The sequence below is a fragment of the uncultured Barnesiella sp. genome, assembly GCF_946496565.1.
Lineage (GTDB): Bacteria > Bacteroidota > Bacteroidia > Bacteroidales > Barnesiellaceae > Barnesiella > Barnesiella merdigallinarum.
In genome coordinates this window covers 36,754-52,963 of record NZ_CAMMHD010000018.1, presented here as the reverse complement: position 1 = coordinate 52,963, position 16,210 = coordinate 36,754, and the positions used below count along the sequence as shown (strand labels likewise).

The window sequence follows — 16,210 nt, the reverse complement described above, 5'->3', positions numbered from 1 at the left end:
AGGCGTGGAATCGACTTCCACGCCTTTCGTTTCTTTATGCCTGTTTATAAATAGGATTAAATTCGAAATCAGGCAATAATCAATTCGATACCGGCCTCTTCGATACTCTTGGCAATCGAGGGCGAGATGCCCGAATCGGTAACGATGACATCGACCTGGTCGAGGGTGCAGATTTTTCCGAAACCCCGTTTGCCGAACTTGGACGAGTCGGCCAGTACGATGGTGCGCAGCGAAGCGGCAATCATGCGTTGGTTGAGTCGGGCCTCGTCGATGTTCGATGTGGTGAGCCCGTAGTCGAGGTCGATGCCGTCGACACCCATGAAGAGCTTGGAGCAGGTGAGGTTGTCGAAGGCGTGAGTGGCCAGGTCGCCAATCACCGAGAAGGAGCTTTTGCGCAGCGTTCCGCCCAATTGAATCACGTGAACGTGTTCGAACCGGTTGAGCAGGATCGATACGTTGAGCGAGGCTGTGACTACAGTCAGGTTCAAGTCGTCGGTAATCTCCTCGGCAAAGGCATAGACGGTGCTACCCGAGGCCACGATAATCGAGTCGTTGGGGTCGACCAGTTTAATGGCTTTGTGGGCGATACGTCGCTTGGCATCGCTGTTGATGCGCTCTTTGATGTGGATATTGATGTCGGCCGTATGGGGATTTACCGGGCTGGCACTCCCGTGCGTACGAAACAAAAGTTTTTTTTCTTCCAGCAGTTTCAGGTCTTTTCGTATGGTAACGGGGGTTACGTCCAGTTCGCGGGCGATATCCAGAACCTTTACAAATCCTTGGGAATTGAGCTTGTCGAGAATGTATTTGTGTCGTTCTGCAATACTGAGCATATATATTATATAATGTATTTATACGACAAATATAAAATTTATTTGAATAAAGCCCAAATAATATAGATAAATATTTTTGAAAACGAAATGAAATATCTTTGAAACGAAAACGAAACGAAAAATATACACATATTTTCTTGTTTTATCTATCTTTTTTTATTTTCTTTGTATCACGAAAAGAAAGTAGAATCGCGAAGGTTGATAAGAAATCAAAAATTGAAAGATAAGAAAATGAAACGTAAGGGCTTGATAAAAGAGATGGCCGAGGAAAAGAGACCATGGGATTTGTTGGTGATAGGAGGCGGAGCTACCGGGCTGGGCGTGGCAGTCGATGCGTCGAGTCGGGGGTATCGCGTTTTGTTGGTCGAACAGCACGACTTTGCTAAAGCCACTTCGAGCAGAAGTACGAAGCTGGTTCACGGCGGGGTGCGCTATTTGCAGCAGGGCGATGTGTCTATGGTAATCGAGGCCTTGCACGAGCGTGGTCGCTTGTGGCGTAATGCGCCGCATCTGGTGAAAGACATGCGTTTCATTATAGGCAATTATCGTTGGTGGGAGCAGCCGTTCTACACGATTGGGTTGTGCTGCTACGACTTCCTGGCCGGCCGGCTGGGTTTGGGACGTTCGTTGCCGCTGTCGAAGAAACAGACGTTGAAGGAGCTGCCGGGTCTGCTGCACGACCACCTGCGCGGCGGTGTGGTATATCACGACGGACAGTTCGACGATTCGCGCATGGCCATTACGCTCATGCAGAGTGCTGCCGATCACGGAGCCGTGTGCATCAACTATATGAAGGTGATTTCGCTGCTCAAGGATCCTTCGGGCAAGATTCGGGGGGCCGTTCTGGAGGATACGCTCGAGGGCGGTACCTACGAAGTGAATGTGAAAGGGGTGGTCAATGCCACCGGCGTGTATGTCGACGACATCATGCAGATGGACAAGCCCGAGAGCCGCAAGAAGGTACGCCCCAGTCAAGGGGTGCATATCGTGGTCGATGCCGCCTTTCTGGGTGGAGAGTCGGCCCTGATGATTCCCAAGACCCGCGACGGCCGGGTGCTCTTCGGGGTGCCTTGGCACGGCAAGGCGGTGCTGGGTACGACCGATACGCCGCTCAATGAAAATTCGCTCGAACCCAAACCGCTCGACGAGGAGATTGATTTCATTCTCGACCAAGCCGGACAATACCTCACCCGCAAGCCCAAACGCAGCGACGTGCTGTCGGTCTTTGCCGGTCTGCGTCCGTTGGCTGCACCCTCGCACAGCGATTGCAAAAAGACGAAAGAGATTTCGCGCAACCACAAGATATATGTTTCCGATTCGGGCATGCTCACCATTACCGGCGGCAAGTGGACTACTTACCGGCAGATGGCCGAGGATGCGGTCGATAAGGTGGCCGAACTGATAGGGCTCGAACGTCGCCCGTGCGTGACGTGCAAGATGAGGCTGCACGGCTATCGCGAGCAGGTAGACCGCTCGACGTGGGACTACGTCTATGGAAGCGATGCCGACAAGATAGCCGCCATGATTGAGAATGATGCTTCGCTGGGCGACCTGCTCCATATCGGTTACACCTTCCGGGTGGCTCATGTGGTGTGGGCCGTGCGTGAAGAGATGGCGCAGACTGTCGAGGATGTATTGGCCCGCCGGGTGAGAGCCCTCTTTATGGATGCCCGCGCCGCTATCGACATGGCACCCCGGGTGGCCTCGATCATGGCTCGCGAGATGGGTAAGGACCGACGGTGGGAGGCCGACCAGGTCGAAGCCTTTACCCGTTTGGCGAAAAACTATATTTTGGCATGATTGCCTGGAAGAAAGAAGGATAGAGAATAAAAAAGATAGAGGATAATATGTTGAAGTTGTTCAGACCGGCTCCCGTCATCGACCCCCTTCCCAAGGAAAAGGTCGACAAGGAGTACAAGAAGTTGAGATGGCAGGTGTTCCTCGGTATATTCATCGGGTATGCCGGCTACTATCTGGTACGCAAGAACTTCTCGATAGCCATGCCGGCTCTCGAGGAGATGGGTTTCGACAAGGCCGATTTGGGTTGGGCTCTGTCGGCAGTTTCGATAGCCTACGGCATCAGCAAGTTTGTGATGGGAACCGTCTCCGATCACAGCAATGCGCGGGTGTTCATTCCGCTGGGTCTGGTCGCTTCGGCGGTGATAATGACCGTCATGGGTCTTATTCCTTGGAGTGTCGGTTCGCTCTCCATACTTTTTATGTTCTGCATCTTGTTTGTAAACGGTTGGGTGCAAGGTATGGGTTGGCCTCCGTGCGGACGGGTGATGGTGCATTGGTTCTCGGCCCGCGAACGTGGCGTGAAGATGTCGATTTGGAATGTAGCTCATAATATAGGTGGTGCGGTGATGGCCCCGTTGGCTGTCTTCGGTATCACCCTTTTTGGTAATTGGACCGGCGCATTCTACTTCCCGGCCATCGTAGCCGTGGGGGTAGCGGCCATAGCCTATCTGCTGGTACGCGACACTCCACAATCGTGCGGTCTGCCTCCCATCGAGCTTTATAAACCCGATGAGTGTATGCAGGCCTATTCGGCCGAACAGGAGAAGGAACTCTCTACCCGTGAGATTCTGTTTGGTCATGTGTTCAATAACAAGCTGTTGTGGGTCATTGCCTTTGCCAATGCCTTCATCTATTTTGTGCGTTACGGTGTACTCGACTGGGCGCCGATGTATCTCGAGCAGGTGAAACACATGGATTTGGCCAACAGCAGTTGGTCCTATTTCGCTTTCGAGATTGCCGGCATTTTTGGTACGATACTCTGCGGCTGGCTCTCCGACAAGGTCTTCAAGGGTCGCCGTTCGCCGGTAACCATTATCTATATGCTGTTGGTGATGGTCGCCGTCTACGTCTATTGGAACAGTGCCTCGGCTACGGTGACCAATGTGGCCATGGCCGCTATCGGATTTCTCATTTACGGCCCGGTGATGCTGATCGGTGTCTCGGCTCTCGACCTGGTTCCGAAGAAAGCCGCCGGTACGGCTGCCGGGTTCACCGGTCTCTTCGGGTATCTGCTGGGCTCGGCCGTCTTTGCCAACATCGGCATGGGCTATATCTTCGAGCACTTCGGCTGGGATGGAGGTTTCTTCCTGCTGCTGGGGGCCTGTGCCGTTACGGTGGTGCTGATGCTGTTTTGCAAAGAGGATAGGGCGGTGAACCGTCGATAACCCCGATAGCCGGAGAGTTGGTTCCGGCCGCTTTTCGGGACGATATAAGGAAACTTCAAAAACCTAATAAAAACCATAAATCAAAAGAATTATGAATTTACTAACAAACACACTGCACAGAAGATGGGCTTGCCTGCTGGTGGCTATCATCTTGATGTCTGGTCTACAGATGTTTGCTCAGTCTGGAGGTGGTAATTCGCTGTCCGGTAAGGTGGTCGACAAGTATGACCAACCCATTATCGGGGCCGTAGTCAAGGTTGCCGGAACCTCTATCGGGCGTTCGACCGATGTGGACGGAGCTTTTACTATGAAAAACGTACCCTCCGATGCGACCCTCGAGGTCACTTCTATCGGTTATGAAAAACAGAATGTTTCGGTCAACGGCAAGAACTTTGTTCTTATCAGGATGAAAGATGCCGATCAGCTGCTCGACGAGGTGGTTGTGGTGGGCTACGGTACCCAGAAGAAGGTGAACCTGACGGGAGCCGTGGGAACCATCAGCGCCAAGGAGATTAACGCCCGCCCGGTGAGCAACGTGGCCATGGCCTTGCAGGGTGCCGATCCTTCGTTGAACTTGACGATGCAGTCGGGGCGTTCCAGCGGTGGTTACGATATGAATATCCGCGGTGTATCGTCTGTCTCTACGTCCAATACCCCGCTGATTATGGTCGACGGTGTGGTGACCGAGCTGAATATGGTCAACCCCAACGACATCGAGTCGGTTTCTATTTTGAAAGATGCTTCGGCTGCCGCCATCTATGGTGCTACCGCGTCGAAAGGTGTTGTACTTATTACGACAAAGACGGGTGCCGACCAGGCCGGCAAAGCTACGGTAAGCTTCAACGGCCGGTTCGGTTGGTCGCAGAATACGACATCGACCGACTATATGACCTCGGGTTACGATCAGGTAAGTCTGGTCGACAAGGCCTACTACTCGCAATATGCTACCAACTTTACCAACTATACGGCCGAGGAGATGCAGATGCTTTATGAGCGTCGCAACGACAAGACCGAGAATCCCGAGCGTCCCTGGATTGTCCTGCAGGACGACGGTTCGTACCGCTACTATGCCAACTTCGACTGGTATCACTACCTCTTCCGCAAAACCCGTCCGCAACAAGAGTATAACCTCTCGATACGAGGTGGAAATGACCGGGTGAAATATTTCGTGAGCGGCCGGTACAACCGCGAGGAGGGTATCTTGAACGTAACCCCCGATACCTACGACACCTATTCGACCCGCGCCAAACTCGATGTGAAGGTTAAACCTTGGTTGCGTTACTCGACCAATGTCAACTTCTTCTCCTCGTCCTATAAATATAGCGGTCTTGCTACCATCAACTCGACCCTGATGGAGGTCGACAAAACCTTGATGGCTTCGTGGCCGGCCAAGACTCCCGAGGGGCTGCCGGTCTATGCCGAAACTCATGCCAACACTACCCTCAACGGTGCCGGTCCATATTTGGTCGACGACCGTTCGCACCATCAGAACAACCAAAAGTATATTATCATAGGCAACCGCTTCGACATCGATATTTTCAAAGACCTCGTCTTGACGGTCGATTACAGCTACAAATACCGCAACCGTCTCAACTCGGTGCGTAACTACAACCTGCACTACTCCAACAAACAGGGCGAGGAGAAGACCATCATTACCGGTAACTTCAAGGATTTCTATCGTGAAAATCACTACGAGACCAACGAGCACAACTTGAATGCCTATGCTACCTATACCCACACCTGGAACAAGGCGCATAACTTTAAGGCTCTGGCCGGTTATCAGTATCGTGGCTCTCGCGACACCTATTTGCAGTTGATGCAGCTGGCTCTGTTGAGCGAGAACATGTCGACCTTTGCCAACGCTACGGGTGATATTACTCGTGCTCAAACCATCTCCGAATGGCGTAACAGCGGTTTCTTCGGTCGTGTGAACTACGATTACAAAGGCCGTTATCTCTTCGAAGCCAGTGCCCGTTACGACGGTTCGTCGCGTTTCCGCAGCGATCACCGCTGGGTGTTCACCCCCTCGGCATCGGCCGGCTGGCGCATCAGCGAGGAGAGTTTCTGGGAGCCTATCAAAGATGTAGTCGACAATGCCAAGATTCGCCTCTCTTACGGTAAACTGGCCAATCAAGACACCGATGCTTATTCTTATATCGAGGAAATCTCTACCGGCAATACGATGAGCTATACGCTCGACGGTACCTCGAAATTGCAATATGCCAGTGTATCCAATCCCAAAACCAGTTACTTGACTTGGGAGACCATCGCTACCTGGAACGTGGGCCTCGACTTGTCGTTCCTCGACAATCGATTGAATTTCACCGGCGACTATTTCATTCGTGATACCGAGGGCATGTTGGGTAAATCGATTGTATTGCCCGGTGTCTTTGGGGCGGTAGAACCCGATGAGAACTGTGCCAACCTGCGCACGAAGGGTTGGGAACTTGCTGTGGGCTGGAACGACTCGTTTGCATTGATGGGCAAGCGTTTCAATTATAGCATTTCGGCTACATTGGGCGATAACAAAACGGTTATTACCAAGTATAACAACCCCGAAAAGAACTTGACCGACATCTACGAAGGTATGGAGTGGGGTGAAATTTGGGGTTATCGTGTAGCCGGCTTGTTCGCTACCGACGAAGAGGCTGCCGAATATACCTCGCGGGTAAACCAGGATGCTGTGAATACTCGTATCCTCACCGATAAAGTCGATCCTTACTACCGTGCCGGCGACTTGAAGTTTATTGACCTCGACGGCGACAATGTCATCAGCAAGGGTGACGAGACTGCCGACAGCCCGGGTGACCGTGAGATTATCGGTAACGAAACTCCTCGTTACTGCTACAGTTTCCGTTTGGGTGCCGACTGGAACGGATTCGATATTTCGGCTTTCTTCCAGGGTGTAGGCAAGAGAGACTGGTACCCCGATTATCTCTCGACCGGTTTCTGGGGTCCCTATGCACGCGCATTCACGAGCTTTATCCCGGCCAACTTCATGGACCAGTGCTGGTCTGAGGAGAATCCCAACGGATACTTCCCCCGTTTCCGTGGTTATCAGACTTTTGCTTCCAGTCAGCTGGGCGTGGCCAACGACCGCTATCTGCAAAATGCCTCTTACCTGCGGTTGAAAAACCTCACCATCGGTTATACCTTGCCGGTATTGAAAAAAGTCTTTACCAGATTGCGTGTCTATTTCACGGGTGAAAACTTGTGGTACTGGTCGCCGATGAAGAAGCATACCCTCTATATCGACCCCGAGGCTGCCGGACAGAACGACGGTACCGGTATGGCATACAGCTACTCGCGTAACTTCTCGGTGGGTGTGGATATTACATTTTAACGATTAAAACAGAACGACGATGAAAAAGTTTTTATATATATCCAGCGTGTTGATCGGAGCCGCTTTGTTCGGCTGTACCGATTTGGATTTGATTCCCGAGGATACGGTTACACCCGAGTCTTATTTCTCGAACGAAACGGAGTTGCGCCTGTGGACCAATGCCTACTATGCCATGCTCCCCGATGCCGACGATCTTAACGACATGTGTGCCGACGATGTGGTAAAGAATATCCTTTCCGATGTCCTTTTGGGCAACCGGCTTCCGGCCACCGAGGGCGGCTGGAATTGGGGCGACCTGCGCAAAATCAATTTCTATTTCCAACATTGCGGAAACTGTGACGACATAAATGCCCGCAACCACTACGACGGTTTCTCCTATTTCATGCGTGCCTTCTTCTATTACGAGAAGGTACAACGCTATGGCGATGTGCCTTGGTACGACGAGGTAATCGGGTCGAAAGACAACGAACTTCTCTTCAAGGCCCGCGATTCGCGCAAGGTGGTGATGGCTCATGTCATGGCCGATCTCGACTCGGCAATCAACAAACTGCCCGAGGCTCACACGCCTTACGAGGTGAACAAGTGGACGGCACTGGCCTTGAAGTCGCGTGCCGCCCTGTTCGAGGGTACTTTCCGCAAATATCACAACCTGGGCGACTGGGAAGAGATGTTGCAACTCTCGGCCGATGCTTCGCTCGAACTGATACAGAAAGGCGGTTACTCGCTCTATAAAGAGGGTAGCACTCCTTACCGCGACCTCTTTGCCAAACTCGAGGCTCCCGCCGAGGAGATTATCCTGGGCCGCCGGTACAGCACCGAGCTCTCTATCCTGCACAACACGCAGTGCAACTCGATGACCGGCAACCAGCGGGTATCGTTCACCAAACGCTTTGTCGACCACTACCTCATGGCCGACGGCTCGCGCTACACCGATATTCCCGGGCATGAGAAGAAACAGTTTGTCGACGAGGTGACCGGCCGCGACCCGCGTCTGGCGCAAACCATCTTGACACCGGGTTATGTGCAGATGGGTACTGAGAAAGAGATGATCAATACCTTGTCGAAATACACCTTGACCGGCTACCAGTATATCAAGTTCGTGATGGAACCCAAATACGACCAGTCGAACAAGTCGCCCATGTATTACCCGCTCTTCCGCTTGGCCGAGGTTTACCTCAACTATGCCGAGGCCAAAGCCGAGCTGGGCACCCTCACGCAGAACGACCTCGATATTTCGGTCAACCTCTTGCGTGACCGCGTGGGCATGCCGGGCATCGACCTGGCGGAGGCCAACAACAACCCCGACTCCTACCTGATGGCCGACGTGACGGGCTATCCCAACGTGACGAAGAGCAACATGACCGGTGTAATCCTGGAGATTCGCCGCGAGCGCACCGTCGAGCTCTGTCTCGAAGGTTTCCGCCAGTGGGATATGTTCCGTTGGAAAGAGGGAAAACAGTTTACTCACGAGTTCCATGGCGTCTATTTCCCCGGTGTGGGTAAATACGACCTCAACGGTGATGGGCGCAATGAAACAGCTCTTTGGAAAGACGAACCTGTATCGGGTTTGGGATTGACCAAATATCAGTTAGGAGTTGATTTCTTCCTTACCAACGATACCGAAGGCTATATGTGGCCTCATAAAGATGTGAAACGTACCTGGGACGAAGACCGCGACTACCTGTGGCCTATCCCCACCGAAGAACGTGTGAAAAACCATAATCTCACGCAGAACCCGGGCTGGGACGACGGTCTGTCCTTCTAAACCATCACGGAGAGAAGGAGATTGTACAGTCTCTTTCTCTCCGGTTACAGTTCAATAATTAACAATAAATCTAATCTAAAACAAAGTGGTTATGAAACGAAAATTGACTTCTTGCCTGCTTGTTGCAGGATTTATGTTGGCATCGGTGCCCGGCGCATGGGCCACGACCTACTTTATCAAGCCCGACGGGTCGGATATGAACGACGGCACGTCTTGGGAACAGGCGATTAGCTATGACTTTTTCGCCGAGAACATGGAAAACGGGAACTTTGCCGACGGCGACGTGTTCTGCTTTGCCGGTGGTGTCTACAAACTCTCTTCGCCCGATTTCGACGAGTATCTGTCGGTAAACCGCAGTGTAACTTTCCTGGGTGGTTTCGACCCCAACAGTACGGGAACGAACACCGATATTACCTATCCTTCGCCCTACGAGACCGTGATTTCGGGCGGTATCGAGAGCGATGAGGCTGCCGTGCCCGGCAACCGCACTCACTTGTGGTATATGGAGCGCAAAGACGGCGACCAGCCTGTGCGCATCAACGTGACGGTGAAAGGTTTTACCTTCAAACACGCTTTCCGCAACTACGACAGTGCCAGTAATTATAAAGGGGCGGTGATGGTGTTCAATACCGATTTGGATATGCAATGGTGTAACTTTATTCAAAATGGAGCCGCCTTTGTCGGAACATCGGGTTTGACACTTGTTGCTTCTGAGGCAAATATCTCTGATTGTGTCTTTTCAGAAAACTTTTCTAGTGAGAAGGGTGCTGCCTTAGGATTGTTTATAAGCTCGGCTTATGCAGGAGATGAATATCTGACGCAAGCTGTGGTTCAACGTTGCCAGTTTACCGATAATTATTTTACGACCGACTATTATCCTGAAGATAAATATGGCGAAGACGGTAAACCGGCTTATACCAATAAACTTCGCGGAACGGCAATCTTTTTGGGTAGTGAAGACGAGCGTCTCCGCCTCTATTTGGTGAACAGTTTGGTTGCCGACAACTATACCGAAGGATTTGGTGTTATAATGGGCTATCCCGGAACGACGATGTATATGATTTCCAATACAATCGCTAATAAAGATTATACCGCTGCACAAGAAACTCGTACGGTTTCCGCTAATAAAAATGCTACAAAGGATGTAGGCCGCGGTTTGGGGGTAATGAGCTATGGCGGATACAATTATATGGCGAATAATTATATTGTGAATGGTGTTTTAGGCGAATCCGCAGCTTCTAATCCTGCTATATTAATGAGCCGTAGTGGAGCTACCCGTCCCGGCAAATGGTACAGCGGCGGTTACAACCTCTCCGGTACGGCTTGGTATTGCACCACCTGGGCCTCGCCGAGAGACCGCACGCAAGACCCCTCGGTTCAAGACGACCATGACGACGGTACGGGCACAATCGTACAAGGAACTTATCTCTATTTGAGTGATACGGACGACGAATCGTTCACCTATGCCGATGTCTTCGGCGACAATACCTTCGGCGATAACGGCGGTTTCAGCCAGACTTTGGCTCCGGTTTCGCCCGTGAAGAGCTTGACGCTCGACGAGCTGAATGCCCTGAAGACCAAATGGAAATTGCCCGAGAATATCGACCTCACGGTTGACCAACGCGGTTTCAAACGTGCCTCGACCACTTGCGTAGGTTCGTATGATGCCGATGCTACCTCGGGTATTGCCGATGTAATCGCTGCCGACCGTCTGTCTGTCTGCACGCTGGGCAACGGCCTCTTCCGGGTAAACGGTGCCGAAGCCGAAGCTACGGTTTACAACCTGAGCGGTAACGTAGTGAAGGTGGTTCCGGCCGATGAGGTAATCGATCTCTCTTCGCTCGCCAAGGGTGTGTATATCATTCATGTCGATGGCGAAGCCTTCAAAGTGATTAAATAATAAGAATCTTTAATTAAGTAGTTTTTTCATCGGGTATGCTGCCGGTGTTTTGCCGGCAGCATATCTTTCTCAAAACGGTTGTCAATGCCATGATTTGTCGTGCCATGAAGATAAGTAAATGCCTGTTTTTGCTTTTGGCCCTTGTGACCGGTAATGCGTTTGCTTCGGTTACCTGGAAAGTGTGGAATACCGAATATCGGGTAGACACCACGTTTCATGCCCAAATAGGGCCCGGAACGACCCAGACCTCGTTGTTGCTCACAGGCCCCGATACCACCTTGACGGTATTTTATCTGACGGTCGACCTTACCAATCCCTATGTCGATATACGCACGGTGTGCGCCAAAGACCATCTGGCCGGAGCACAGACCGTGACCGATATGGCCGAGAGTCACAGCGTCGAGGGCGAAAGCCTCTATTTTGCCGGTATCAACGGCGGTTTCTTCGCCATGTCGGGGAAAGCCAACGACGGCAAGACCAGCATCGTGGGGCGGCCTCACCATGCCACCGTGGCCGAGGGTGAGATTTTCCGCACATCTACCTCGTCGATTTGCCGCCACTTTGGCATCACGGCCGACAAGGTCCCTTACCTGAGCAACGCCTCGGTCGATTTCACGGGAACCATCACATCGGCTACTCAATCTTATGAAATTTCGGGCGTGAATGTCGACGCCGCAAACAACAAACTGATACTTTATACCGATAAAATGCCGGGGCAAGTCACCCAGGTGACGAGCAACTCGTTCCCGCTCTATTACGAGATTGCCCTTTTGCCCAAATCGGGCGAGAATCTGGTGCCCGGCAAACCTTGCAAAATGAAAGTCTCGGGCTCGTGGGCCCGGGGTACCAACATGGCCGTGCCCGACGGCGGCTATGTCATCAGCGGGAAAGGCATGTCGGGAGTCTTTATCCAAAGCCTGAACGATGGCGATGAGGTAGAGGTATACCTGCCCATGTCGTTCGATGGCGAGGAGGTGCCGGTCGACAATCTGGTGACCGGCAATCCCAAGATACTGGGGAACGGTACCGTACTCGATACCGAGGACGAGCGGAAGGATGCCGTAGAGTGGCACCCGCGCACCTCGATCGGATACAGCCGGGATAAAAAGACATTGATTATGCTCGTCTGCGACGGGCGCACGTCGGTGTCGCGTGGTGTACGCACCCGCGAGCTGGCCGACCTCATGCGCTATGCCGGGGCTTACGAAGCCTTGAATCTCGACGGCGGCGGTTCGAGCACACTATATACCAGCATGCTGGGGGTGCGCAATCACCCCAGTTCCAACGGTGTGCAGCGCCAGGTGGGCGATGGCGTCTTTGTGGTCTCCACTGCGCCCAAGTCGATTTATATCGGAGGCATCGGCTTTGCTACGCCTCCGCACGTGCTGGCCAAGGGCGAGGAGTATACCCCCGAGGTATACGGTTATAACGCATACGGCCTATTGATAAGTACCGAAGTGACCAACTATACCCTCACCTGCGACGAGGGTATCGGGCACATCACCTCCGACGGCAAGAGCTTTGTGGCCGACGGCAGCGGCAAGGGCAAAATCTATGCCCGCACCCCGGCCGGCTATACTTGCGAGATGGAAATCTCAATCCGCGAGAATATCGAGGACCTCTATTTCCGGCTCGACTCGGTCATCAACGATTGCCACTACCGCTACCCGGTCGAGGTATTTATGACCAACCTCAAAGGCGAGGAGGTATCGATAGCTCCGCAAATGCTTTCGTGGCGCAGCTCCGACGAACAGGTGGCAGTGGTTGAGGAAGGCGTTTTGAGAGGCCTCGCGAGCGGTGTGGCCGAGGTTTACGGCTCGATGTCGGGATTTACCGATACGCTGCTGGTGAAAGTACAGGAGCCTGTGCGCCACTGCATGAACCTGAACGACGGTTCGGCCGACTGGATGCGGGTGTCGTTCGTGACATCGGCCGGGTTCAAGAATACCTCGGTTACCAATTCGGTCGACAAGGGGCTGGAACTCTCGTTCCTCTACAACAGTCCTTCGGCCAAGACCATCACCCTGTCGGGCAATATCCCGTTGTACAGCTTGCCCGATACGCTGCGCATACATGTCAATCCCGGCGAAGCCCGAATGAAGAGCCTCTCCTGCACGTTGCGGACCCCGTCGGGGACGCATACCGTCGACCTGCCTGTTCCGGCAGTGGGGCGGGAGAGTGTGGCCGATATTGTTTTCCCCGATGCGCTGGGCGAGACTATCGATATGGCCAACTATCCCATCACGCTGTCGTATCTGACCCTGGGCTTGGATATGAATACCTTGGGCGAGACCTATCACATGACGATTCCCGCCGTAGAGGTAATCTATAATTATTACAACGAAAATGCGTCCGGTATCGAGTCGGTGGCAAATGCCGGTCTCGCCTGGACGGTCGAGGGGCGCACGGTGCTGCTGGGCCGCACCGCCGACCGCATCGAACTGTATAACGTCGGTGGCGGGCTGGTGGCTTTGGCCCGGGAGAGCGACCGCATATCGGCTCCCGGCGTGGGCCTCTATGTGGTGCGTGTGGTAAGCGACGGCCAATCTGTTTCGCAGAAAATATGGATAACGAAATAATATGGGCAAAAATATGAAGAAAAGATTTTTAGGATTGCTGATAAGCTGCTGTTTTGCCTCGGTGCTCGTGGCTGCGCCCGTTTATCGAATGGGCTCGTACAATATACGAGGCAAAAACGATAGCGATACGGGCGACAAGTCGTGGGACGTGCGCAATGTATACGTGGTCAAGAATATCGTAGACCACGATTTCGATGTGATAGGTCTCCAAGAGAACAGTACCGACATGCTGCCCGATCTCGAAGAACTGCTGGGCGATGCCTATGCCAACCATTCGTGGGGTGCAGGCTCGGCCTCGGACAACCGCTCGGGCACACACACGACCGTTGTCTATAAAGCCGACAAGTTCACTTTGCTCGACAAGGGACAGTTCTTCCTGGCCGAGGACCCTACTGCTCCGGGGTTGCCGTTCGATACGGCCGTGCGGCGAATTACCGTATGGGTGAAACTGCAAAATAAGGAAACGGGCGAAATCTTTTTCTATTTTTCTACTCATCTCGACCATAAGGGAGAATTTGCCCGGGCCGAGACTGCGCGCCTGAATGTGCGCAAGATGCAGGAGATAGCGGGCGACTATCCCGCTTTTATCGTAGGCGATTTCAATGCCTATTATGACGAGAAAGCTATGTATAACACATTTAATGCTTATTTTAATGATAGTCGCAAGACGACACAATCTGCTCCGGTAGGGCCGGGTGCCACGTTTGGACCGTGGGACCCGACTCTTTCGGGCGGTGAGCCTATCGACTATGTCTTTTGCAATCGCGTGAATGTGTTGTCCTATGAAACGATAACCGAGGATTTCGGGCGGGGAGTCACCCCTTCGGATCACCTGCCTATCCTCATTACTTGTACCTTACAGGAGGGTGCCGAGGCCGGCAAGTGGTATGTGAGTGCTTCGGCTTCGGGTGCGGGCGACGGCTCGAAAGAGGCTCCCTTCGCTTCGTTGCAGGAGGCTCTCGATGCGGCTTCGAAACAAGATACCATTTATATGACCGCGGGGACCTTCTATCCCGTGGAGGCGGGTTCGCTCACGGGGCGTCAGGCCACGATGAATGTCTCGACGGGGGTCTACATTCGGGGTGGATACAATGCCGATTTCTCGGCCGTGACGGGCAAAACCGTCTTGTCGGGCGATTTGGGTCATAACGATGTAATCGACGAAACGGGGCGTATTGTCTCGGGAACCGAAGAGAATGCCTGCCATGTGGTGACGGTGGCCGACTCGTGTTTCCTCGATTTGGGGAATGTAGAGATTTCGGGCGGCTATGCCGACTTGTCGGGCTCCAACAGTGGCGGAGCCATCTATTCAGAGGGGATAGACCTTGTGCTGCGCGATGTGTGCCTGACCGACAACTACGCCTCGGGATATGGCGGTGCCGTATACACCAGAGGCAACCTCACGGCCGAGCGTACGACCTTTGCCCGCAATCGGTCGGGATTGCAAGGCGGAGCTTTCTATTTGATGTCTCCCGGCTGGCGCACCGACATAGACCACTCGTATTTCGAGCAGAACCGGTCGGTGCAAGGCAGTGCCGGCTACTCCGACGGCGTGGTGCTCTCTCGGGTGAGAGGCAACACATTTGCCGGTAACGTGAGCAACCGCAACGGGGTCTATACCCAAACAGGTTCCTCGATATATATGAACAGTGTTTTTGTCAACAATACTTTTGTCAACAATCGGTTGACAGCCACGAGCAACGCCCTCTCCGACAAGTCGAACGGCGGGGCGGCCATCTATTTCAATGCCGCGTCGGGGGCTCTCAACCTGGTCAACAATACCATCACGGGCAACACCGACTCGTGCTACACGAGCAGCGGTACCCCCTCGGCCAACTTCAACGGTTCGGCCGTTCATGTCATGGCCGGTAGTGTGAAGCTGGTCAACAACATCATTGCCGGCAACTTCTCGTCGGCTGCCGAGGCCGGCGAGGTCTATCTGGGAACTTCGGCCAAGCTGATGACCTCGACCTACAACCTCTACGGTGCTGCCGACCGGATGAACATCACGGCTAAAACGCGCGATATGGTATGTTCCAGCTACGACCGCAGCGTGCAGGACCTGAACGGCATGCTTCACAGCGAAGTGGTCGACGGCAAGCTGTGCCCCATATTGACCGATAACGGTGGCCATGCGCCTACGGTGCGGGTGCTGTCGGTCGCTTGCGGCAACAACAATCTGAACGTGCTGAAAGCTGCCTCTCTGCGCGAATCGTCTTTCTATATCGACATCGACGGCAACGGTAAGTATACCGACCAGTTGACGGTCGACGGCCGGGGTGTGGAGCGCAACACGAGCGGCTCGATGGTGGGTGCCTATGAGTATACCGGCGAGTCGGGAATAGAGGCGGCCTCGAGCGACAGTGGTCTCGACCTTTATGTATCGGAGAATCGGCTTTATGTATTGTCCGAAAATTCGTCGGCAAGCTACGCAATATATACCGCATCGGGCAGTTTACAAATCGAAGGCGAAGCGGTGCCGGGTACTCCGGTCGACCTTTCGTCGTTGCCCGCCGGTGTGTATGTGGTGTATGTCCACGACCGGGCCGGACAGGTAAAAGTGATTAAAGTATTGATAAACGAATAGTTAATTGTAAACAGGTAA

General features: G+C 53.1%; 8 protein-coding genes. 7 read left to right on the top strand and 1 reads right to left on the bottom strand.

Annotated elements, in window-relative coordinates; translation table 11 throughout:
• Nucleotides 1–68 precede the first annotated feature (68 nt).
• Nucleotides 69–833 (bottom strand): DeoR/GlpR family DNA-binding transcription regulator, encoded by a 765-nt coding sequence (locus tag Q1K76_RS09990; protein ID WP_300132996.1) that lies wholly within the window; start codon nucleotides 831–833, stop codon nucleotides 69–71.
• Nucleotides 834–1,064: 231 nt separating this feature from the next.
• Here Q1K76_RS09990 and Q1K76_RS09985 point away from each other — a divergent pair, with 231 nt between their 5' ends.
• The 7 genes from Q1K76_RS09985 to Q1K76_RS09955 all read left to right on the top strand — a co-directional run bounded on the left by Q1K76_RS09985 (nucleotide 1,065) and on the right by Q1K76_RS09955 (nucleotide 16,192).
• The gene (locus Q1K76_RS09985) at nucleotides 1,065–2,633 is read left to right on the top strand and encodes a glycerol-3-phosphate dehydrogenase/oxidase (protein ID WP_300132993.1); all 1,569 of its coding nucleotides are present in this window, start codon (nucleotides 1,065–1,067) and stop codon (nucleotides 2,631–2,633) included.
• 47 nt (nucleotides 2,634–2,680) lie between these two features.
• Nucleotides 2,681–4,018, top strand: coding sequence for a glycerol-3-phosphate transporter (gene glpT / locus Q1K76_RS09980; protein WP_300132990.1), 1,338 nt, complete (start codon nucleotides 2,681–2,683; stop codon nucleotides 4,016–4,018).
• Between the two features lie 91 nt (nucleotides 4,019–4,109).
• Nucleotides 4,110–7,361 (top strand): TonB-dependent receptor, encoded by a 3,252-nt coding sequence (locus Q1K76_RS09975; protein WP_300132987.1) that lies wholly within the window; start codon nucleotides 4,110–4,112, stop codon nucleotides 7,359–7,361.
• 19 nt (nucleotides 7,362–7,380) lie between these two features.
• The gene (locus tag Q1K76_RS09970; RefSeq protein ID WP_300132984.1) at nucleotides 7,381–9,126 is read left to right on the top strand and encodes a RagB/SusD family nutrient uptake outer membrane protein; all 1,746 of its coding nucleotides are present in this window, start codon (nucleotides 7,381–7,383) and stop codon (nucleotides 9,124–9,126) included.
• Between the two features lie 91 nt (nucleotides 9,127–9,217).
• Complete coding sequence (locus Q1K76_RS09965; RefSeq protein WP_300132981.1) at nucleotides 9,218–11,026, top strand: T9SS type A sorting domain-containing protein; 1,809 nt, start codon at nucleotides 9,218–9,220, stop codon at nucleotides 11,024–11,026.
• 104 nt (nucleotides 11,027–11,130) lie between these two features.
• Complete coding sequence (locus tag Q1K76_RS09960) at nucleotides 11,131–13,605, top strand: phosphodiester glycosidase family protein (RefSeq protein ID WP_300132978.1); 2,475 nt, start codon at nucleotides 11,131–11,133, stop codon at nucleotides 13,603–13,605.
• A 13-nt stretch (nucleotides 13,606–13,618) separates the two neighbouring features.
• Nucleotides 13,619–16,192: an endonuclease/exonuclease/phosphatase family protein gene (locus tag Q1K76_RS09955; protein WP_300132975.1), complete on the top strand. Its 2,574-nt coding sequence runs from the start codon at nucleotides 13,619–13,621 to the stop codon at nucleotides 16,190–16,192.
• The last annotated feature ends 18 nt before the right edge of the window (nucleotides 16,193–16,210 follow it).

What these genes read in the sequence shown, in the direction of transcription:
- Q1K76_RS09990 (WP_300132996.1), bottom strand. Translation starts at nt 833, where the DNA reads ATGCTCAGTATTGCAGAACGACACAAATACATTCTCGACAAGCTCAAT.
- Q1K76_RS09985 (WP_300132993.1), top strand. Translation starts at nt 1,065, where the DNA reads ATGAAACGTAAGGGCTTGATAAAAGAGATGGCCGAGGAAAAGAGACCA.
- glpT (WP_300132990.1), top strand. Translation starts at nt 2,681, where the DNA reads ATGTTGAAGTTGTTCAGACCGGCTCCCGTCATCGACCCCCTTCCCAAG.
- Q1K76_RS09975 (WP_300132987.1), top strand. Translation starts at nt 4,110, where the DNA reads ATGAATTTACTAACAAACACACTGCACAGAAGATGGGCTTGCCTGCTG.
- Q1K76_RS09970 (WP_300132984.1), top strand. Translation starts at nt 7,381, where the DNA reads ATGAAAAAGTTTTTATATATATCCAGCGTGTTGATCGGAGCCGCTTTG.
- Q1K76_RS09965 (WP_300132981.1), top strand. Translation starts at nt 9,218, where the DNA reads ATGAAACGAAAATTGACTTCTTGCCTGCTTGTTGCAGGATTTATGTTG.
- Q1K76_RS09960 (WP_300132978.1), top strand. Translation starts at nt 11,131, where the DNA reads ATGAAGATAAGTAAATGCCTGTTTTTGCTTTTGGCCCTTGTGACCGGT.
- Q1K76_RS09955 (WP_300132975.1), top strand. Translation starts at nt 13,619, where the DNA reads ATGAAGAAAAGATTTTTAGGATTGCTGATAAGCTGCTGTTTTGCCTCG.